Annotated in this window: 24 protein-coding genes; 8 read left to right on the top strand and 16 right to left on the bottom strand. The window is 44.8% G+C overall.

What is annotated here, in order from left to right; all coding sequences use genetic code 11:
- Window positions 1-81: 81 nt before the first annotated feature.
- The 6 genes from AC1DLI_RS24150 to AC1DLI_RS24125 form a co-directional block, all read right to left on the bottom strand.
- Window positions 82-543: an SRPBCC family protein gene (locus tag AC1DLI_RS24150; protein WP_477607030.1), complete on the bottom strand. Its 462-nt coding sequence runs from the start codon at window positions 541-543 to the stop codon at window positions 82-84.
- Between the two features lie 198 nt (window positions 544-741).
- Window positions 742-1,020, bottom strand: a complete 279-nt coding sequence (locus AC1DLI_RS24145) for an alpha/beta-type small acid-soluble spore protein (protein WP_308997622.1) — start codon at window positions 1,018-1,020, stop codon at window positions 742-744.
- Between the two features lie 151 nt (window positions 1,021-1,171).
- Complete coding sequence (locus AC1DLI_RS24140) at window positions 1,172-2,572, bottom strand: hypothetical protein (RefSeq protein ID WP_477607029.1); 1,401 nt, start codon at window positions 2,570-2,572, stop codon at window positions 1,172-1,174.
- The gene (locus tag AC1DLI_RS24135; protein ID WP_477607028.1) at window positions 2,569-3,339 is read right to left on the bottom strand and encodes a DODA-type extradiol aromatic ring-opening family dioxygenase; all 771 of its coding nucleotides are present in this window, start codon (window positions 3,337-3,339) and stop codon (window positions 2,569-2,571) included. Before AC1DLI_RS24135 ends, AC1DLI_RS24140 begins: the two co-directional genes overlap by 4 nt.
- Before the next feature lie 17 nt (window positions 3,340-3,356).
- Window positions 3,357-4,007, bottom strand: a complete 651-nt coding sequence (locus AC1DLI_RS24130; RefSeq protein WP_477607027.1) for an alpha/beta hydrolase — start codon at window positions 4,005-4,007, stop codon at window positions 3,357-3,359.
- A gap of 20 nt (window positions 4,008-4,027) precedes the next feature.
- The gene (locus tag AC1DLI_RS24125) at window positions 4,028-4,432 is read right to left on the bottom strand and encodes a DoxX family protein (RefSeq protein ID WP_477607026.1); all 405 of its coding nucleotides are present in this window, start codon (window positions 4,430-4,432) and stop codon (window positions 4,028-4,030) included.
- Between the two features lie 151 nt (window positions 4,433-4,583).
- Between AC1DLI_RS24125 and AC1DLI_RS24120 the strand changes: the two genes are divergently transcribed.
- Window positions 4,584-5,135 carry a helix-turn-helix domain-containing protein gene (locus AC1DLI_RS24120; protein ID WP_477607025.1) on the top strand — a complete coding sequence of 184 codons (552 nt, stop codon included), beginning with the start codon at window positions 4,584-4,586 and terminating at the stop codon, window positions 5,133-5,135.
- 191 nt (window positions 5,136-5,326) lie between these two features.
- Here AC1DLI_RS24120 and AC1DLI_RS24115 read toward each other — a convergent pair whose 3' ends face one another.
- From AC1DLI_RS24115 to AC1DLI_RS24080, 8 genes are all read right to left on the bottom strand, one after another.
- Window positions 5,327-5,788: a phage tail protein gene (locus AC1DLI_RS24115; protein ID WP_477607024.1), complete on the bottom strand. Its 462-nt coding sequence runs from the start codon at window positions 5,786-5,788 to the stop codon at window positions 5,327-5,329.
- Window positions 5,789-6,021: 233 nt separating this feature from the next.
- Window positions 6,022-6,504 carry a hypothetical protein gene (locus tag AC1DLI_RS24110; protein ID WP_477607023.1) on the bottom strand — a complete coding sequence of 161 codons (483 nt, stop codon included), beginning with the start codon at window positions 6,502-6,504 and terminating at the stop codon, window positions 6,022-6,024.
- 70 nt (window positions 6,505-6,574) lie between these two features.
- Window positions 6,575-7,972, bottom strand: a complete 1,398-nt coding sequence (locus tag AC1DLI_RS24105) for a sensor histidine kinase (protein WP_477607022.1) — start codon at window positions 7,970-7,972, stop codon at window positions 6,575-6,577.
- Window positions 7,973-7,974: 2 nt separating this feature from the next.
- Window positions 7,975-8,628, bottom strand: coding sequence for a response regulator transcription factor (locus AC1DLI_RS24100; RefSeq protein WP_477607021.1), 654 nt, complete (start codon window positions 8,626-8,628; stop codon window positions 7,975-7,977).
- Window positions 8,629-8,866: 238 nt separating this feature from the next.
- Complete coding sequence (locus AC1DLI_RS24095; protein WP_477607020.1) at window positions 8,867-9,028, bottom strand: hypothetical protein; 162 nt, start codon at window positions 9,026-9,028, stop codon at window positions 8,867-8,869.
- Between the two features lie 112 nt (window positions 9,029-9,140).
- Entirely contained in the window at window positions 9,141-9,725 is a 585-nt protein-coding gene (locus AC1DLI_RS24090) for a TetR/AcrR family transcriptional regulator (RefSeq protein ID WP_477607019.1), read from the bottom strand.
- Window positions 9,726-9,763: 38 nt separating this feature from the next.
- Window positions 9,764-10,675: an SDR family oxidoreductase gene (locus AC1DLI_RS24085; protein WP_477607018.1), complete on the bottom strand. Its 912-nt coding sequence runs from the start codon at window positions 10,673-10,675 to the stop codon at window positions 9,764-9,766.
- A gap of 191 nt (window positions 10,676-10,866) precedes the next feature.
- Window positions 10,867-11,451: a glycerophosphodiester phosphodiesterase gene (locus AC1DLI_RS24080; RefSeq protein WP_477607017.1), complete on the bottom strand. Its 585-nt coding sequence runs from the start codon at window positions 11,449-11,451 to the stop codon at window positions 10,867-10,869.
- Window positions 11,452-11,765: 314 nt separating this feature from the next.
- Here AC1DLI_RS24080 and AC1DLI_RS24075 point away from each other — a divergent pair, with 314 nt between their 5' ends.
- The 7 genes from AC1DLI_RS24075 to AC1DLI_RS24045 all read left to right on the top strand — a co-directional run bounded on the left by AC1DLI_RS24075 (window position 11,766) and on the right by AC1DLI_RS24045 (window position 18,806).
- On the top strand, window positions 11,766-12,785 hold the full coding sequence (locus tag AC1DLI_RS24075; RefSeq protein WP_477607016.1) for a LacI family DNA-binding transcriptional regulator: 1,020 nt from the start codon (window positions 11,766-11,768) through the stop codon (window positions 12,783-12,785).
- A gap of 2 nt (window positions 12,786-12,787) precedes the next feature.
- Window positions 12,788-14,188: a sugar ABC transporter substrate-binding protein gene (locus AC1DLI_RS24070; RefSeq protein ID WP_477607015.1), complete on the top strand. Its 1,401-nt coding sequence runs from the start codon at window positions 12,788-12,790 to the stop codon at window positions 14,186-14,188.
- Between the two features lie 65 nt (window positions 14,189-14,253).
- Window positions 14,254-15,168 (top strand): carbohydrate ABC transporter permease, encoded by a 915-nt coding sequence (locus AC1DLI_RS24065; RefSeq protein WP_477607014.1) that lies wholly within the window; start codon window positions 14,254-14,256, stop codon window positions 15,166-15,168.
- 18 nt (window positions 15,169-15,186) lie between these two features.
- Window positions 15,187-16,035 (top strand): carbohydrate ABC transporter permease, encoded by an 849-nt coding sequence (locus AC1DLI_RS24060; protein WP_477607013.1) that lies wholly within the window; start codon window positions 15,187-15,189, stop codon window positions 16,033-16,035.
- Window positions 16,032-17,087 (top strand): ABC transporter ATP-binding protein, encoded by a 1,056-nt coding sequence (locus tag AC1DLI_RS24055; protein ID WP_477607012.1) that lies wholly within the window; start codon window positions 16,032-16,034, stop codon window positions 17,085-17,087. Before AC1DLI_RS24060 ends, AC1DLI_RS24055 begins: the two co-directional genes overlap by 4 nt.
- Window positions 17,088-17,090: 3 nt before the next feature.
- Window positions 17,091-17,903 carry an inositol monophosphatase family protein gene (locus tag AC1DLI_RS24050; protein ID WP_477607011.1) on the top strand — a complete coding sequence of 271 codons (813 nt, stop codon included), beginning with the start codon at window positions 17,091-17,093 and terminating at the stop codon, window positions 17,901-17,903.
- A 36-nt stretch (window positions 17,904-17,939) separates the two neighbouring features.
- Complete coding sequence (locus AC1DLI_RS24045; protein ID WP_477607010.1) at window positions 17,940-18,806, top strand: DUF6454 family protein; 867 nt, start codon at window positions 17,940-17,942, stop codon at window positions 18,804-18,806.
- Between the two features lie 215 nt (window positions 18,807-19,021).
- Here the strand turns inward: AC1DLI_RS24045 and rlmH are convergent, their stop codons facing one another.
- Both rlmH and AC1DLI_RS24035 read right to left on the bottom strand, forming a co-directional pair.
- Window positions 19,022-19,501 (bottom strand): 23S rRNA (pseudouridine(1915)-N(3))-methyltransferase RlmH, encoded by a 480-nt coding sequence (gene rlmH, locus AC1DLI_RS24040; RefSeq protein WP_364152549.1) that lies wholly within the window; start codon window positions 19,499-19,501, stop codon window positions 19,022-19,024.
- Between the two features lie 219 nt (window positions 19,502-19,720).
- Window positions 19,721-19,888, bottom strand: coding sequence for a CxxH/CxxC protein (locus tag AC1DLI_RS24035; RefSeq protein ID WP_183563336.1), 168 nt, complete (start codon window positions 19,886-19,888; stop codon window positions 19,721-19,723).
- Window positions 19,889-20,067 lie beyond the last annotated feature (179 nt).

The following is a 20,067-nucleotide window of genomic DNA, read 5'->3' as shown; positions in this document are numbered from 1 at the left end:
TATACTCAACGTAACTTCTTTAGGACGAATTAGAAGGTCACCCCCATTCGGGTGGCCTTCGGTAGAACAGATTTCCTACTTTCAAAAGCCGGTTTTGGCTTCTGCTTCAGCAACTTCTTTTACTTTCTCCAGAAATTTAATAACGATCTTTTCATTTGCGAAGATCATAAAAAGCTTCACATACCACTTCAATGCTTTATTGGTTGCTGTGTATCTTAGCTTTGTTTTCTGATCATTTATCCGGTGCAATTCATATAATGCCGTGATCTCAAAGCTGTTAGCCAGCGTGAAACCAATCTTTACTTTCTTATCGTTCAAGTCATTTGAATATTCAAGCGTATGGACATCATATTCCTCGATGCGTTTGCCTTCTTTATACTTTTGACGGTAGATACTGCCGACAACTTCTTTCGTTATGGTGACCGGTTTATTCTCCACCACTTGAGGCATAATCTTTTGCATCTGTTCTAACGAACCGTCTAGATACGACCATACATGATCAATTGATGCATTTATCTCGATTTCACTTGACCATTGCTTCAATATATTTACCCCCTATTTAGAGTCCCTAAATCCATTCTACATGATTGATGAAAAATTGTAGACTAGAATGTTATATCAAATTTGCGCTTGACCACAACCTACAGCGGTGCAGAAATCCGTATTATCTTAAGCGCTAAATTTAAAGGACACACGGAATTAATGCATTCGGTGTGCCCTTATGGATAGAAGACTTTATGGTTACTCCCTGTTCGCTATTTGCTCTTGGGCGAGACGGATCATTTCCCGAACCATGGAGCCGCCAATTTTTCCGCCGATTTGGCCCGCCGCTTCCGTAGTCAGACCGCCATTGTCACCTGGCTGCAGAGGTACGCCAAGCTCCTTAGCCACTTCGTATTTGACGTCATCCGGTCGATTTGGATCAACCGCATATCCTTCGCGTTTCATTACATCTGCTTTGAAAGCCTGCATCCCTTGTTCTACCCCTGGCACCGCATACCTTCTCCTTCTTCTTGCCATTCTGATGCACTCCCTTGTTGTCTTTCCCCTAACATGCCCGGAAGCACAAATTTTCATCCTACTACCGTCGCGAAGCGAATCACCCTAAAAGCGAAACAAAGGCACCCTTATCAAAGAGTACCTTTGTTTTATTGTATATGCGATTTTGAATCTAAATCCGTACAGCCACTAAATAGAGGAGCAGCATGACCGCCATATAGGCGGCGAATTTATAATTCGGCAATGCAAGCTCATGTACTGGCTTCTTAAATAATGCCGCCAGCAAATTATTAACAGCAGAGACAGGCGACACGGTATTGGATATCCCCCAGCTTCCAAGCAGCAGCACCGCAAAATAGTTCGAACTGATGTGAACCACTTCCGGATCGATACCGGTTGCAAGGATAGTAACAAGGACAATCGGATGAAGGCCCAGCATAGACGTAACCGTTATAAGCGCTACCGTAAAAATAGAAAAGGATAACGAAATCGGAATTGGTATCAACTCTAGCAGAACGGGGACGGACGCCCCGAACCCTGTTGTGCCGATTGAACCGCTGAAAAAACCAGCTGCCAGAAATAGCGTTATCTCCTTTTTCAGGGCTGGCAATGTAACCGTGACATGATTCGCCAATCCTTGACGGTATGTCGCAAATTCCCCTTTCGACAAACACCAGGCCAACGGGAATAGAACTGCTGCCATGCAGGTGATCAGTACCATCGGCAGCTGGACGAATTGCTCCAATACTAAGATGACGACAATGGCAGATGCTAAATAAACGCCGAGCCCTACCGGGAACGCTGTTTTACCCTTGTTTGCGGCTTGTTCCGCTTGCTTGATGACCTCTCCTTCCGATGGTCGAGGATTACTCTCAGCATTTCGCAGCCCTTTATAATCCACGGCTAGACTCACAAGGAGACTGATCACCGACAAACCGAGCATGTAGGGAAGAAGTGTCGACCAGTTTAACGAAAGCGATGAGGCCACGACTGCCATGGCGGCAAAGTAGGGAGACCAAAAAATCGCCCCCGCAAATCCACGGTTCAGTGCATTAGCAAGCAGCCGTGACATGCCTGGATGGGGTTTAACAAAAACGACATGATAAACAACGGGTATGGACCCTACATTGAGGAATACGCCCATGATTTGGGTCAAAAGCTGCGTACCGGTGAACAGGACAGACCTACTGCGTACTTTCGTCTCATAGAAACGATTCAAGGCTTCCATATAAGCCGGAATCCGAACCGGGATCCCGAACAAAGGAGCGAAAACAAACAGGGTAACCAGGGTAACATTGATACTGGCTGCTTCAAACCAGAATCTTGTTTCCGCCTTTTGAAGGAAAAGGAACAGTACTCCCACGGCCATAAAGGAAACGGTAAGCCATAACGTCATCCCTCTTAACTGAGGCAGCAGCAAGGTTATCGCAATAAAAACTAAGCTGCCTAGCATAAGAGAAAGCGGTTCCCAATGCGTAAGCTGCTGCGCGATAAACACGGCAGCAAGCGAGAATATGATCGTCCGTTCTATAGTTGATTTTACTTTTGGCGTCATCATTTTCGAGATCATCAATTAAATTGCCAGCAGCTCAAGCTTAAGTTGCTAAATTGATAACTCCGGTGAAGCAGTTTCGCTTGACGATTCTTGTCTCCTGCCCCCATCGCAAGCAATAAAGGAATAAAGTGTTCGTTAGTCGGTACAGCCTCCTCAGCGTAAGGAGCTAATTCCCTATAACTAAACAGCTTATTGGTATCCCAAGTTTCTAACACGTTTTGCAGCCAGTTATCGAACGATTCAGCCCATTCGTCGATCCCTTCCCCCTGCCACTTTAACCTCCGCAAATTATGAACGGTCCCCCCGCTACCTATAATAAGGACATCCTGTTCCCTGAGCTCAGACAAAGCTTTGCCTATTTGATACTGCTGCTCATTGGTTAGATATCGGTTCACGGATAGAGCAACCACCGGAACATCTGCATCGGGGTACATCAGCTTAAGGACAGCCCAAGCACCGTGGTCCAGCCCTCTTTCTTCGTCTAACACGCTCTGTATGCCATGCTTCGCAAACAGCGAATGAATTTGTTCACGAATGGAGTGCTCTCCCTTAGCCGGATAGGTCATTCGGTAAAGCTCATCCTGGAAGCCCGAGAAATCGTAAATCGTGCTGTACGTGTCGGCCGCGCTGATGGTCTGCATGGATTGTTCCCAATGTGCCGAAAAAAGCACGATCGCTTTCGGCTTGGGCGTACCCGCCGCAAAATTTTTGATAAAATCCGTGTAATCATTATGTTCTAAGACTATTGAAGGTGCACCATGTGCGAAAAAATAAGAAGGTATCATCTATTTATTCACTCCTTTTATGAATGCACTCCGACATCTTTTTTAAGCCAATTCACGAAATCCCGTTGATTCTCCTCAGAGACGCCATGGTCGTTCGGGTAAGTCTTGAAAGTCAATCGAGACGTTTGAATTTCAAAATAAGCTGCTGTTTCGTGACCGATCCGAACCGGGAAAACGGAGTCGAATTGCCCATGTGAAACAAACACCGATACATCATGTATGCTCTTCAGAGTATACTCTATTTTTACAAAATCAGGAACATATCCGTTTAACGCAACGATTCCCTTCAACTGGTTCCCCATCGTAAGCGCCAATGTCATGGACAAGATCGCGCCTTGGCTGAACCCGAGCAAATAGCGTTTTGTCGCATCAATCGGGTACTTTTCCGTCGCATAATGAATAAATGTTTCGAGTTGTTCAACCGCTTGGTCGAACATTTCCCGAATGGGATTGCCTAGGCTTTTTAACTCGTAATATTGAAACCCCGCACCTAGTATAAGATTACCGCGAATACCGACAATAATAAAATCATCGGATACAGGCGCCACTAGACCTAACATATTTTTCTCGTTAGACCCTTTTCCATGAAGCGTGAAGATAGTCGGGTATTTTTTGTCCGGATCCATATGAGATGGAAGTTGAATGTCATATTGATAAGTCGGGTTCATAGGAACACTCCTCCACTTCGTTATGCTCTGCGTTTTCTAAATATTGCATGATCGATCGATAGTGGCGAATGGTCAGAAACAATCAAATATAGCGCTACTACAATAAGGCTCAGATCCAGCTCATAACCAGCCATTTGGCCGTTTCCAAGCAATCCCGCGGGAAGCTTTACCGAAAAAATCGCGCCAATCAGCAAGATAACAAATAAAACCGATACATAACGGGTAAAAAGGCCCACAATCAGCAAAATTCCCCCGACAAGTTCGAGAATCGCAACAACATAAGCCAATACTCCGGGAACACCAATGGAGCTGAACCAAGCCTCAACATTACCTAGTCCCATCTGCAATTTACTAATTCCATGGGCTAAAAATAATATTCCCAACACCACACGCATTATAGTCGATACAACGTTTACTTTCGTCATTCTTTTCCCTCTCCTCTTTCAAATTATAAGTAATAATAATTTTTATTTTGTATGACTAATATAAGACATGGCGATGTAGCATGTCAACAAAAATATTGTTATTATTAATATATATTTTGTATTACAAATATTCTTGTGAGGTGAAAACGGGATGAATATTGGTTCCACCATACGGACAATCCGCAAACGCAAAAACATTACCATCGTTCAAATCTGCGAAGAAACCGGCTTATCCCAAGGCTTCATGAGCCAAGTTGAAACGAATAAAACCTCACCGTCGATCGCTACGTTGGAAAGCATCGCTATAGCTTTGAAGGTACCCTTGGCTTACTTGCTGCTGCGACAAGAGGAACGCATGAATATTGTCCGCAAAGAAGAACGAAGGATCACGAAAAGCGGGGTTGAAAACTTAAAAGTAGAGCACCTAAGCTCGACCAAAAATGTGAGGATGATGATCGTCGAAATCCCTCCCGGTGCTTCAACAGGCGTTGTTCCGCATGCACATGAAGGCGAAGAAGTTCATTTTGTCATGAAAGGAAAAATCTACGCAGAGCAAGGAGAGGATAAGTCTGAATTTGGTGAGGGCGATTCTTTTAGTTGGAATGCCTGTACGCCCCATTTAGTGAAAAATATAAGCGAGGAAACTGCAATTGTTCTCATATCCATCTACACCGAAAGCGATCATGCAAAGGATTTCCTGTAAAAGCGAAATAGCTGTAATCCACAAACCTGATACGACTGTGGATCCTGCGAGAATTTCGCCGTACTTATGATAAGGTTCTCCGTAACATTGTAACCGCGAATCTTGCGAAGCATGCAAATAGAGAAAGCCTCTATTCTGTCAATCAGAATAGAGGCTTATATCCTTCACACTCAAGAGATGCTTTGACTACTTTAATATTGTCCTTTAATTACAAAAAACGATCCCCGAATTGTACCAGCTAGTTTAGATTTCTGCCTTGCAAACTTAAACTTCTCTTCTAACTCCTTTGGTATCTCCATCCCCTCAGAAAGCTTAAAACCAACGGCCCGCTTCTTAGGATCATCAACTGTATACATGACATTGAGTGAAAGACCATCCTCATAAAAAACGTAGGTAAATTGGATATTCTCCACTTGAAAACGCGACGTTTCTAAAGGTTTGGCCGCAAATGCAATACCTCGTTCTTCTAAAATGCGGTTCACATAATCAAGGCTCTCCTGACTTTCGCTAGCTGGTACAACCGTAAATTCATGCTTGTATTTGTTCATAAAGTAACGGGCCTCATTAGCGCGTAACCCAGCAAGCGCTTCTGCTACAGGTGAAGACTCTAAACCTACCGTAGACACATTTTTAAAATCAACGATATACGACATTTCCATTCCTCGTTTCTCTCATGATTTCCCCAAAAATCAATCTTCCTTACCTTCCAAATATTATACCAAAAATGATTCAATATAAACGTTCATGTTTTGGCTATGATAAACCTGTTATTTCCCCCCAATAAAATTTGCGTCATTTGTGATACGGAAAAAAACCTCGGGTCGTATAATATTATACGACCCGAGGTTTCATGTCCTAAAAAACTACAAGGGTGTTTCGTTGTGATTTAATTAGCTCCTTTTGGTGCCGTTGGATTTTTCTCAACAGAAACGATTTCCCCGGTTTCGGCGTTTACAGTTGCAACGTAAATATCGTTCCACTTGATGTCGATATCATTACCTGCCTGTAAATCCCGCTTCGCTTTGATGAGCTCGGCGTCGGTATATGTGTATTTTTGACTTTGAAAGGCTACAAAATAGAACGTTCCTTCCATGTCTTCTCGGGTGCCCAAATTATAGGAAATTTCCAAGCCGCTTAATGAAACTTTATATTTTTCTTGAATCGCTTTCTCCGCAATCACAACTGCTTCCTTTTCGTGCACCGGCACATCTTCGGTTTTAGTAATTTCGGGATACTGGTGTTTGCCGGTGACCTCCACCTGTTTAGCATTGTCAAATGAAGAAGCATTTGCCGAAATAACACCGTTTCCTACAACCATAACGGCTGCTACTCCTAAAGTCAGTGCTGTTGTGATAAACTTTTTTCTCATTCTTTATTACCTCCAATATTTTTTGTTGTTTCGTAGCTACAAACCAACTATAATAGAGCCGCGTTATGAACTATTCTTCAAGTTGTAATGAAGTTGTAAAATAAACAGAGACCCTTGTATATTCATTTTCTTTTGAATCGATTTGTATGTTTGCATGATGGAGCTGGGCAATCTGATTGCAGATGGATAAGCCAAGCCCAATTCCACCCAGTTCTTTTGAACGGGATCGGTCCACTACATAAAACGCTTCTGTAATTTTCGCAATGTCTTTCTCAGGTATGCCTCTTCCATAATCCAAGACTTCAAGCACAACACCTTCGCCGTAATGGTAACTTCTCAATTGGATCTCCCCCCCGAACGAGGAAGCTTTTATGCTGTTGTCTACTAAGTTAATGAACAGGGACTGCAATAGTTCTTGATCTCCGTAGACTTCGTCGGCCGAGCACTCACGTATTACCGTCATCTGCTTTGCCTCTATATGATGCCGCTCCATGTTTACCACATATGAAAACAGATTTTCTATATTAACAGGTTCTAAGGCAATCTTTTCACTCTTCAAATACAGCAATTGCATCATTTTTCCTGAGAGAACATCCAGCCGCGCAATATGCTCATAGATATAATGGACCGCCATTTTCCTTTCTTCCTCATTATAATTGGCATGATTTAAAAACTCGCTATATCCCTTGATAGCCGTAATGGGTGTTTTTAGTTCATGAGTGAGGTTATTGATAAATATTTCTTTGTCTTCGCTCGCCTTTTTGATCGTTTCAATATGATTGGAAACCGCAACGGCCATCCTGTTAAAATCTTGTGCTAATTCCCCAAATTCGTCGTTTACTCCCACTTTCACTCGTTGATCATACGCTCCTGCAGCAATCGCCTTTACACCTTTGTTTAACCTGCGAATAGGTGCGGTTAATTGAAATAATAGAAAAATAAGCGCCGCCGATAAAAACAATGAAATCACAACACTCAATTTAATGAAGTACTGCCGTAAAGTAACATGATATTCCTGTAAATAATCAGATTTTCTTGAAATAACTAGTCTTAAATCCTGGAATTCCATTTTTCTGCCGATAAACAGCCATAGCTCATCATTCATCTTTCTATAAACGGTTTGGTATGAATCCCCATGCAGCTCTGCCCGATCCCCTGCAAACTGATAGGCATTGGAAAAGATCAATTGATCCGCACGGTAAACCTCTAAAAGGAGATCCGCTTTCTCATAATTTGCCGCGAAACCAGCAATTACCGGTTCATAATTGGTACTTCCCATACTTTCCGTATATACGCGAAGGATATAGCTTAATGATTTTTCGATGCTCCCATATTCGCTCACGCCTCTTGAGATATCCAATTGTTCATTTAGTTGGTAGCTCTTTTTTAAAAGAGCATAGGCTCCGAGGTCGAAGGCAATCAGAAATACAATCAACACACACAGATAAGTCTTCTGCCAGAACTTCACCTCTACACCTCTAGCCTGTAACCGTATTTATAAACCGTTTTGATCCGGGTCTCCCAATTTAGTTTCTTTCTCAGCTTCTGAATATGCACGTCAACGGTTCTTGTATCTCCATAAAAATCGAAACCCCATGTTTGCTCAATAATTTTCTCACGGGATAGCGCGATGTTTTTATTTTGTACGAGAAAATCTAATAATTGGAATTCCCTATTGGTTATTTCGATTTCTTGTCCTTGAACAGTCACAATATGCTTTTCCAAATCTACGATGGTGTCATCCAGCCTAAATTCTTTTGGGGCCTTTTGGTTTCTTCTTAAAATGACATGGATACGAGCGATGAGTTCCACTGCTTCAAAAGGCTTGACTATATAATCTTCCGCTCCGATCCCCAAGCCATGCACTTTATCAGAAACCGTATTTCTTGCAGTTAAGAAGATAACCGGTACGTTGCGTTGCACAATATCCTGCATGATTTCAAAGCCGTCTCTGCCAGGCAGCATCACGTCCAGGATGACTAAATCGATACGCATCTCATTTAATGTTTTCAAAATTTGATCCCCACTATACAATTGGACATACTCATGCCCGACCATCTTTAAATTTACGGCAATCAAATCGTTAATTGCCTTCTCATCATCTACAATCAGTATTTTCGCCATAAGCATACACCTCTCTGTCATGATAGCAATTCTGTAATAGAAAGTTATCATAGAGTTGTAAAATTCTTTATCCTACAGTCTTACACCACTGAAGTTCATTCATTCAAAGGAATTTAAATAAAAGACCGAGGCGAAGTGGCAACTGGCGGACAGCATGTCCGCCCCCATCCCGCTCCAGCAAGTCTGACAGGCTCTCACCCAGTTCCTAAGCCTACTTCGAAGAAGAGCCTCCTGAAACTCAGAAGACGCTGCTCCAGACCGTGTGGTCAAGCAAATCCATATGAAGGACAGACGCAAAGTCGCTGGCATTGAGCTTGAGTTTGACCCGGTCGTCCAAAAGCATTTTTTTGAACTGGCCCCTTCCACCAAAACGGCGGAGGGGGACTTTTGCTTTTCGCAAGCAAAAGTCCCCCTCCGGGTACCGCATCGTTATGTGACTCCAAAAACAGCGTAAAAGCCCGTTTGCGCCGACTATTCTGCTAAACGCGGCCCATCACGGACCGGCTTACTCTTCATTTCGTTAAGATGTTCATCAGACGGTCGACTTCCTGCGTCCAGTCCGTTCCCACCGCCTTCGCGTCTTGAAGCATAAGACCGGTCACAACCGAAAGAAATAGAATCAATCGCTTGAAGGGATCGCCTTCCGCGAATTGTCCTTCTTGCTGTCCTCGGATGAATATCGGGATCAGCAACTCGATCGTCTCTTGGGGGGAATACCGCTCGATCGCTTCCTTCGCCTTGAGCGGGACGCCTTCCGACGTTTGCGCTTGTTGAACGAGTAAGAAATAATGCTTGTGGCTCTCGTCCAGCAGTTGAATCGTGAATGTCCTCAATTGCTCAAAAGGCGAGCCCTGTAACTGGTGAATATTCCGGACGGCGTTCTGGGATTCCTCGATCGCCTCTTCCACGAGCAACGCGAAGATCTGGTCCTTAGAATCAAAATAGCGGTACGATAACCCTTGGCTGATACCGGCTTCCTCCGCGATCATGCTCATCTTCGTGCCAGAGAGCCCTTTCTCTGCGAAAATTTTAAGAGCCGCTCTTTTGATCTGGTCTTTGCGTTCGTCGAGCGCTTGCTCTCTTGCTATTCTTGGCATAGGTTATCCTTCTTCCCTTTTGCGCATCGACCCGTCGATTAAGCCTGAGATGCGCGAATTTGCGCCTCGCTCACTTCCCACAGCTTTTTCGCCGCTTCCATGTCGCTCGCTTGCGCCGATGGCATCCGCGCTTGCTTGTCAGCGTAGTACCGCCCGCTTTCAAGGCTCTTTTCGTCAGTATCCGCCAGCCATACAAGCGTCTCCGCGCCCTTCTCAGGCGTTCGGGCGAATCTCTTCATGACGGCCATCGTCATCCGGGCCAACCTTCCATTGTCCTGATTGAAATTCGTGGCGACGAGCCCCGGATCAAAGCAACACGCGGCGACATTCGTGCCTTTCAACCGTTTCGCTAGCTCGGCGGTAAACAAAATGTTCGCCAGCTTCGTCTCACCGTATCGGAAATTCGGGCCGCCCTTCATATTCCCAAGAAATCCGAAATAACGCTTGGCGTTCAAATCGTCGAAATTGATGCCTTTCCTGGCCATCTTATGGCCGTGGGACGACGTCGTAATGACGCGGGCATGTTCGCTCCTCATCAGTCTATCCAGGAGCAGCGTCGTTAACAAGAACGGCGCGATATGGTTGACCGCCCAGGTCATCTCAAGTCCGTCCTCCGTCAGCTTATGATCGACGAACATGGCGCCCGCATTATTGATCAGAATATCGATCTTCGGGCACTTCGCCAACATGTCGTCTGCCGCGCGACGGATCGAACGCTGGGACGACATGTCGGCGATGAAAACGTCCACCGTGATCTGATTGCCGAAGGAAGCCAGGAGCTTAGAAGCGACCCCGTTTGCTTTGGCCGCATTGCGCGCGACGATGCCCAAATTCGTCCCTCTGGCGGCTAACTCTTGCGCGGCCGCCAATCCGATCCCGCTCGTCGCGCCAGTAATAATCGCGTATTTTCCTTCTGCGTTCCGTCCGTTCGCTTGATGTATCTCGTTCATTTGGGAGCCCTCCTCATACTAATGAATGACTCATTCATTTAATTAAAGTATATGAACGATTCATTCATGTGATGACGGATTTAGCCACCCAAAATCCGACCGTCCAGAAGCATTATTATGAACTGACCCCTTCCGACGGAATATGGCATATCTTCAAGTCCGTTACGGATTTTCTGAAAACTTGCCCTTATTCAATCCAATAATTGTTCCCGGCAGAAGCGATAATTGATGTTGATTCCGCTGCACGAAGCAGAAATGGCATATCCGCACGTCTCCCTGACAAAGGTATTATAATCTGCTCCGCAAGTTTCAAACAGGCGTGCGCTTGCATTTAGCACTACTTGATACAGACGATGATTTTCCTTGACATAAGCTGCTCGTTCTTTTTCACATCCGCTGATAATCGCATAATCCCTCATATTATATTTTTCGACGGTTTCGATCATCGGTCCAACAGCGCTATCTTCCTTTACATCGAGATTGATGATCCGATTGGCTTCACGGATCAGCGGTAAAACGTCTTCCAACAGGGTTATCTCTTCGTTCACTGCCAGACTCTTCAATTCCTCAAAGGTCAAATCCCGTACCCTCTTGCTTCCGTAAGCTGTAGTAAATACATGTTCATCATGGAGCAAAATAACAATCCCATCTTTCGTTGCTCTTACATCGACTTCAATAAGGTCTGCTCCCGCCTTCAAACCTGCAAGCACGGAGGGTATGGAATTCGGAGGAGTATTCAAGCAGCCCGTGTGGGCTGTGATCAAAGGCCATCTCATGTATTTACCACCGTACCTTCAATATTATTAACGTTTAACCTCTTCTATTAAGATGGGAACGGTCCCAGCGTTGTTTATTATTATCCTAACAAGCTATTGTTAAATCTCAATCAGCGAAATGTAAAAATTTCACCTCACTTATGATACTCTTCCTCGTTTCATTACTATCGGCGTCTTAGAACAATTTACGATATCTTCACGTACAATTAATTTTCATCAAATAATTCATCATTAAAATAACCTTATAAACAATTCTAAAAATAAATCGATTGATGTGGGAACCTTCCCATATATAGGAAGAGGTGATTTGTTGATTGAATTACACGATCATTGACATTGCAAATATTTCGGGGGTATCGAAGTCAACGGTTTCGCGCGTGATTTCCAATTCAGGCTATGTAAGTCCCGCGGCCCGTGAAAAAGTACTTACTGCAATTGAGAAACTGCAATACAAACCCAATGCTGTAGCCCGCGCTATGGTTTCCCGCCACACCAAAAATATTGGCGTCATTATTTACCGCCAGCATCATCCGATTGCCTCCCATCCATTCTACGGGAAAATATTGGACGCAATTCTGGAAAAGGCTTCGGAATTAGGGTATTCGATATTCGTCATGACGGATAAAGAAATAACCAGCAAGTCAGCGGATTTCTTGCTAGAGAAACGGGTGGACGGGCTTATACTGATAAGCCGGCTCAATCAAGAATTGGTCGATTATTTTAAGAGCTCTCAAATTCCGTTTGTCATGGTTAACGGAACATCCGATGACAGTGACGTGATTCACCTCGTCAATGACGATGAGCGGGGCGGAGAGCTGGCAGCCGAACATATGCTGTCTCTCGGTTTGACAAGAATTGCAGTCTTCGCCGGGCCCCAGGAGCACCGCAGTCACTTTTTAAGGTTAAAAGGGTTTCGGAAGACATACAGCCAAAACGGTTACGAAGTAGATGAAAATCTTATTTACTATGCTGATTCTTCGCAATTTGAAGAAGGCCATAAAGCTTTTCAATCCATATGGGAACGATCCCACAATTTACAAGCCATTTTTGCAACTAACGATATGATTGCACTGGGAGCCATCAAAGCCATTTATGAAAAAGGTATGCAGGTTCCCAAAGACATTGCAGTCGTCGGGTTTGACGATATTGATTATGCCGCGATGTCCAATCCATCTTTAACTACCGTGCACAGCGCCAAAACAAGAATGGGCCATGAGGCGGTATTGATGCTTGACGAATGGATACATGGAAATACCAGACAAACCAAAATGCAGATGTTTTCTCCTGAGCTTAAAATCAGAAATTCTACAAAAACAAAAATATTGGAGGATTAAACATGAAAAAAGCAATGAAAAGTGTTTTATCGACATTGTTGGTTTGCTCTATCGTCCTTGCTGGTTGCACACAAGCGGAAGTGAAACCAACTGCCAGTACAGATGCAAACGCAACATCTACTCCTGAGGTCGTAAGTTTAACCGCACAGACGGCGGGCATTGAAAAAACCCGTGTGGACAACCTGGTTCAGGCTTCACTGAAATTAAATGAAGAATTAAAATCCCAAGGGAAAAATATCGAAGTCAAAGTGGAAACCAAGTCTTTTGACGGCAGCTGGGCGGATTATGTGAAGCAGTTCATGCTGGCATCGCAATCGAATAAAGCGCCTGACATTTTTGCAATCGGCCATGAGTATGTCGGCATGCTTGCGGATGGCAACTACATTATACCGCTTGATAGTTTGAAGCAATCCACTGCTTATTCGGATCTTTTCCCTGTACTTTGGGAATCCGTAACCTACAAAGGCAAAGTATGGGCTGCTCCGCAGGATACCGAGGCCCGCCCTGTCTTCTATAACAAGGGTATATTGAAGAAACTGGGCTGGACTGACCAACAAATCAACGATTTACCGGAACAGGTCAAAAAAGGGGAGTTTACTCTTCAGGATATGACCCAATTGGCCCAAGAAGCTAAGACTAAAGGCGCGGCGGAGTTTGGCATCGTGCACCGTCCAGTCGACGGACCGGATTTCCAAGCGCTTGCTTATAACTTCGGTGCCAAGCTTTATGACCCGGCTGACAATAAGCTAGTATTGGATAAGAAAGCAGTCGCCAAACAAATTCAATACTACTATGATCTCGCTCAGAAAAAACTGATCCCTGATAACCTGACGACTATGGAGTGGAAAAACGTCCATAAGATGGTTGTAAACGAGAAAACTCTCTTCTATTACGGCGGGGTTTGGAACGTGAATAACTGGGTTTCCGACACCTTCCATGATCAGCTGGGTAAGGTCGATGTAAAATGGGTGAATGAGCATATGGGCATGATGCTGATCCCTGCTGCGGAAAAAGGCGGTAAGCCGGTTACTTTGTCCCATCCGTTCGCTTATACCGTTTCTGCGCAAACCAAGCAGCCTGAGCTGGTAACACGACTGCTGGAACTTGTTGCTGATCCTAAGCTTCAAACCGAACATAACGTAAAAACCTACCACCTGCCGGTTACTAAAGGCGGAGCGGACGATGCAACGTTCAAAGCTGACATCACTTTAGGCAAAGTCGCTTATATGTCCGAATATACAACCTTCCTGCCTAACCACGAAGGATTCAGTAAATACAGCAGTGCCGTATTCAAAGCCATTCAAGCCGTAGAGCTTGGAAAACAGACGCCTGATGCAGCCATGAAGGATCTCGAAGCTCAATTAAAGAACGATCTTGGCGATCAACTGAAAATCGTACAATAAATAGCCTTAGCGTTGTACCCGGTAGAGCAACTGCCGGGTATAACTTTTCAAAGGGGGGGTTCAACATGGAAAAATCGAATCGCATGACCATGATTTTGCGCAGATGGGGTTTGCCTTCAGTGATGCTGGGACCTTTCGTCCTGCTCATCTCTATTTTCTTTTTTTTGCCTGTTGTGTTAATCACAATTCTAGCTTTTACAAATATGGATTCTGCGATGCGGTGGAATTATAATGGATTGTCGAATTTCAAAAAAATGTTATCAGACCCTCATATTTTTGAAATTATTAATAACACGGTTGTTTATGTGTTTTTTACGCTCTTAATTAATGTGTTTTTGGGTTTGGCTCTCGCGCTCTTGACAACGTACTTTATTAAAAAAGAAACGGTAGGGCTAGTCGTCCGGACAATTTGGATGCTGCCGAGAATTTCACCGCCGGTCGTTTATGTATTGATCTGGCTGTGGTTTTTCGATCCGAGTGAATACGGGGTATTGAACAGTTTAAGATCGCTTTTCGATCTGCCTCCGGAAAAATTTCTGGCGGAAAACCCGATGACGGCCGTTATCTTAGCAAATGGCCTCATAGGAGCTTCCTACGGGATGATTATCTTTTCAGCCGCAATTAAATCCATCCCAGGAGACTTGTTTATGGCGGCTAGAGTAGACGGCGCATCTCACCGCTCTATCATTGCAGATCTCATTATTCCCGCTGTTCGCTGGCCTCTTATGTTTGTCACTTTATGGCAAATCATGTCCCTGCTGACTTCTTATGAATATATTTTATTGCTGACCAAAGGCGGCCCATTATATGAAACCGAAGTCTTGGCCTTGTATTCCTACCATAAAGCTTTCCAAAACTTCGAATACGGCTATGGCTCGGCTGTTGCTCTGGTGCTTGTACTCGTTGCTCTGCTCTTCTCTTTCATTTTCTGGAAAGTATTCGGAATGAGCAAGATGATTAAGGCATCGCGGATTGAATAACGGAAAGGAGGCCTAAAATTGAGTACTCAAAGAAGACGTTTACCTTCTATCGCCGCTTACGGGGTTCTGGGGATTGTCACCCTGCCTATTATCTTGATGTATATATGGCTATTGTTAAATTCCTTCGCACAAAAGATGAAATACGGCGTTATTCCGGTTGAATTTACTTTGGAGAACTGGAAATTTATTTGGTCCGATGTAGTGATAAACGGCTCCGCTTTACCTAGTATCTGGACAGCTACTTTCAATTCCTTGCTATTTGCAGGGACGCTGACTGTTTTGGAAGTCGTGATCGGGATTATGGCGGGGTACGCCCTTTCCCGTTTGAACTTTCCAGGCCGCCAAGGACTGCTGAAAACAACGATGATGCTTCATGCTTTTCCTAGTGTGGCGCTATTAATTGCTGTCTATTATATTTTGAATTTCTTAGGTTTATTTGACTCTCTCTGGGGGGTCATACTCGTCAAAACTGCTCTCCAAATTCCGATGACGGCTTGGATTATTAAAGGATTTTTCGATGATGTTTCCTGGGATGTCGAATGGGCTGGTTTAATCGATGGCTGCAATCGTTTTAAGGTATGGTACACCATTGTCATTCCGTTAATTAAGCCGGGGATCGCCGCGGTCAGTATTTTCTCTTTTTTATCCGGCTGGTCGGAGTTCCTGCTCCTGTACACCTTTATTTTAAGCGATGAGAATATAACGCTGGCGGCCTATCTGCAAAAATTGATGAGCAATCCTAATATGATCGATTATGGGCTTCTTAGTGCCGTATCCCTCTTCTATATGGTTCCGGTTCTACTGTTCTTCGTTTTTACACAACAATCTTTAATGCAAATAAGCGCAGGAGGAGGAAAACGCGTATGAAAATCGAGATGAAACATGTAATGAAATCTTTCAATAAACAAACCAATGCGGTTGATGATCTGAATATGACCATTGAAGACGGGGAATTCATTGCCCTGCTGGGTCCGAGCGGCTGCGGGAAATCCACCACCATGCTGATGCTGGCGGGAATCTACCAGCCAACCGGCGGGATGATTTATTTTGATAATGAGCCAGTGAATATGGTAGAGCCGAAGGACCGGAATATCGGGATGGTCTTTCAAAGCTATGCGCTATACCCTCATATGACTGTGCTTGAGAATATTATGTTTCCGTTAAAGCAGATGAAGGTTGCCAAAGCCGAACGAATCGTCCGTGCAAAGGAAGCTGCGGAGCAGGTGCAGCTAGGTCATTTATTAGCCCGCAAGCCGAGCGAACTATCGGGCGGGCAGCAGCAGCGCGTAGCGCTTGCCAGGGCTATTGTGAAAAAGCCCCGGTTGCTTTTGCTGGACGAACCGCTGTCTAACCTCGATGCCCGTATGAAAATTGAGATGCGAGAGGAAATCCGCCAGCTTCAAAAGGAAATCGGCATTACTACCGTTATGGTTACGCATGATCAGGAAGAAGCAATGACAATTGCAGACCGTGTTGCCGTCATGAAAGACGGGCGGCTTATCCAGTTCAGCTCGCCTATGGAGCTGTACAACCACGCAACCAATCTTTTTGTGGCTCAATTTATTGGGACGCCGCCCATGAACTTCTTGGAAGGAAACCTGATTAAAAACGGTAATAACTATCATTTTATGGAACAAAAACAAACCAGCTGCATAGGGATTCGTCCCTATGATCTCAAACTTGGCGATAGTGGGAATCTCGTGTTCAACGGTATGATCAGCTTGGTAGAGCCTCTTGGACACTCTACCCTTGTCAGTTTGAAAATCGGGAATGCCCTGGTCCGCTTATTTGCAGAACCTAATTATCAAGCAGAACGGGGAACGCCCATTGTATGTTCGACCGATATCAAATCCATCGCCGTATTCGATAAATCTACCGGACAGAGCATGAACCGAGACATATGCGTAAAGGATGTATGAATAATGAATCATGCAAATGAAGAAACCTTACTACAGTCAGCCATAGCGTATGCCAAACAAGCAGGGGATCTCATTCGCGGGCGAGTGGGCAATTTAGGAGGTATTCAGGAGAAAAAGAACGGTTCAGATTTAGTAACGGAAGTTGATCTGCTCAGCGAAACATTTTTGCGGAATAACATTTTACAAGATTACAGCGAACATTGGATTTTGTCGGAAGAAGATAACGGTAAGCTGAATTCTTATGAGGCCTTGCTTAAAAAGGGACCCGGTCTCGGTTGGATTATTGATCCGATCGACGGAACGACAAATTTCATCCATGGGATTCCATATTTTGCCGTATCAATAGGCATTGTTCGGGATCTGGAGCCAATCATCGGTGTAGTTTATAACCCGTTGACAGACGAATTGTTCCACGCCAGAAAACATTTTGGAGCTTTCTGTAATGGTGAACCTATCCAGGCGGGAAAAGAAAAGCAATTGAGCGAAGCTTTGCTTGCCGCAGGCTTTCAGGCGGAAGAGTGGGGACCTAATTCCAATGTTTTGCACCAGATGGATAAGCTCGCGGGAACCTGCCGCAATCTACGCATGAACGGAGCAGCCAGTCTCGATCTATGCTGGGTCGCCATGGGGAGGCTGACCGGATTTTGGCATAATGGGCTGCATCCATGGGATACGGCAGCGGGTGTGTTGATTGTTCGTGAAGCAGGAGGTCAAATAACCGATAATCACGGTAATCCCTATCAGCTGCATCATGACACACTAGTTGCTTCTAACGGAAAGATTCATTCTGAATTTCTATCCGGGATACACCTTTAAGGGGTTTCCAGTCTAACTGTGAAAGGACAAGCACATATGGATAACCAGAACCTCATCGCTCAGTTCCGAAATCTTACACGCAACACGAAATGGGAGCAAAAAGATAAGATTGATCTACAATTTAACAACTACCACTCACAAGGAATGGTTCGAATCGGGGACCTCTTTTATATGTCCTCGGTTGAACTTATCGAAAAGCCAGTTAAAGATGAACAACCCCAGCATGGTTACGATCGTACTCCTGGAAAGGGAATTGGCCACCTGTTTGTCTTTGATATACAGGGGAAGCTTTTGAATGAGACGCTCTTGGGTGAAGGGGACATCTATCATCCAGGCGGCATTGATTTCGATGGTAATAATATTTGGGTACCTGTCGCCGAATACCGACCCAACAGCCAATCTATTGTTTACAAAGTTGATCCGAAGACTATGAAAGCAGAAGAATCGTTTCGAGTCCATGATCATATCGGAGGATTGGTCCGTGACAAACAAAATGGAAAGCTAATCGGTAACAGCTGGGGTTCACGTAAGTTCTATGAATGGAACCAAACGGGGCAGCTGCTGCTTGTTAAAGAAAATTCGGGTCACTTTGTGGATTATCAAGACGGTCATTATGTAGGCGAGGGGAAAATGATTTTGAGCGGTATCTCGGAGCTGCCCAACCCTGCAGGCCGCAATTCTAAACCGTACGAGTTGGGTGGATTAGCCATGATAGATATGAATACGTTGGATACGATTCATGAAGCACCCATCACTGAGTTTTCTCCACAAGGGCACGTGATTACTCGTAATCCGGTGTTCGTGGAGAACGCTGGGCAAGAGATGCGGCTTTATGCTGTACCCGATGACGATCACGGGTCTATGCTGATATATGAAACAATCAATTTGAATAATAAAATATAATCTTAAGTACCTTAAGTAAGTCGAAACCGCGTACAATGGCGAATAGTCGCTTCCGAGGAGGAAGGTCATTTCTGTTAAGATAGGAAAACGGATTAAAACGACTAGGTGACGGGTCGCCTAAACGGTGATCTCCCCCTGAGTGGGGCCTCACCCCACCCTCCCCCTCTGAGACAAGTTTCCACGTCCCTTGTGCGGTAAAGGCCAAAAATTTCGCCTCACTTGTGATAAGGCTCCCCCCGATTTATCTTCACAGCCCGATAAATCTGCTCCACCAGCACCAGGCGCATCAGCTGGTGTGGCAAGGTCATGCGCCCAAAGCTAAGCTTCTGTTGGGCGCGCTTCAACACCGCGGGAGCAAGACCATTGCTCCCGCCAATAACAAAAGCCACGTGGCTGCGCCCATACGTGGCTAATTTATCGAGCTGGCCCGCGAGATCCTCGCTGGACCAGAGCTCGCCTTCAAGCGCGAGCGCGACTACGTGCGCATCAGGCTTCAGCTGCGCTAGAAGCCTCTCGCCCTCTCGCTCGCGCACAATCGCTTCCTCCGCCGGACTCATCGTCTCCGGCGCTTTCTCATCGGGCACTTCCGTGAGCGTAAGCTTCACGTAAGGCCCTAGCCGCTTGGCATATTCCGCTATGCCTAGCACCAAATACTTTTCTTTCAGCTTGCCGACGGCAGCGATCTGTATATGCAAACCTGACACTTCCCTTTTGCTGTCTCCAAAATCCGACTAACCTATTTATTCATTTTTACATCCGTTATATCTGTCATTAACCCATGTCTTACATTACTTTAATTCTCATTATTCCATGTTTTACATTACTCTAAATCTCATTATTCCTTGTTCTACATCTCTTATATCTCATTATTCCACGTCACTCATGCCTTTACGCATAATTCCGCTTCATCTTCCCTAAACCACCAAAAAAGTAGCCGGCTCCACACAAAAATCGCATTTCCGCGGCGGATCCCAATCTGCGAACTGCGTTTCCTTTAAATCGACAACATCCGGCGCATCCTCATACTCATCTACAAATCGGTCCAATGCCGTTTCCATATGCTCTTTACATACACAATACATCGTCTGCACGCTTCCTATCCTAGTTGATTGTCTTCCGTTTCCTCTAAACCGCGCATACCCGCGCACCCGTTTTTTCGTTTTCGTTTAACTTCCGTCTTACCAGTCTGTCCAAAATATCTATACACAGCATAGCAGAAAACGCCTCCCCATGTGAAGACGACAATTTTCGCACTCGACCA

Source organism: Paenibacillus sp. 01T443, from assembly GCF_056398325.1.
The sequence above is the reverse complement of the archived record's forward strand: the minus strand, read 5'-3'. Positions and strand labels throughout refer to the sequence as shown.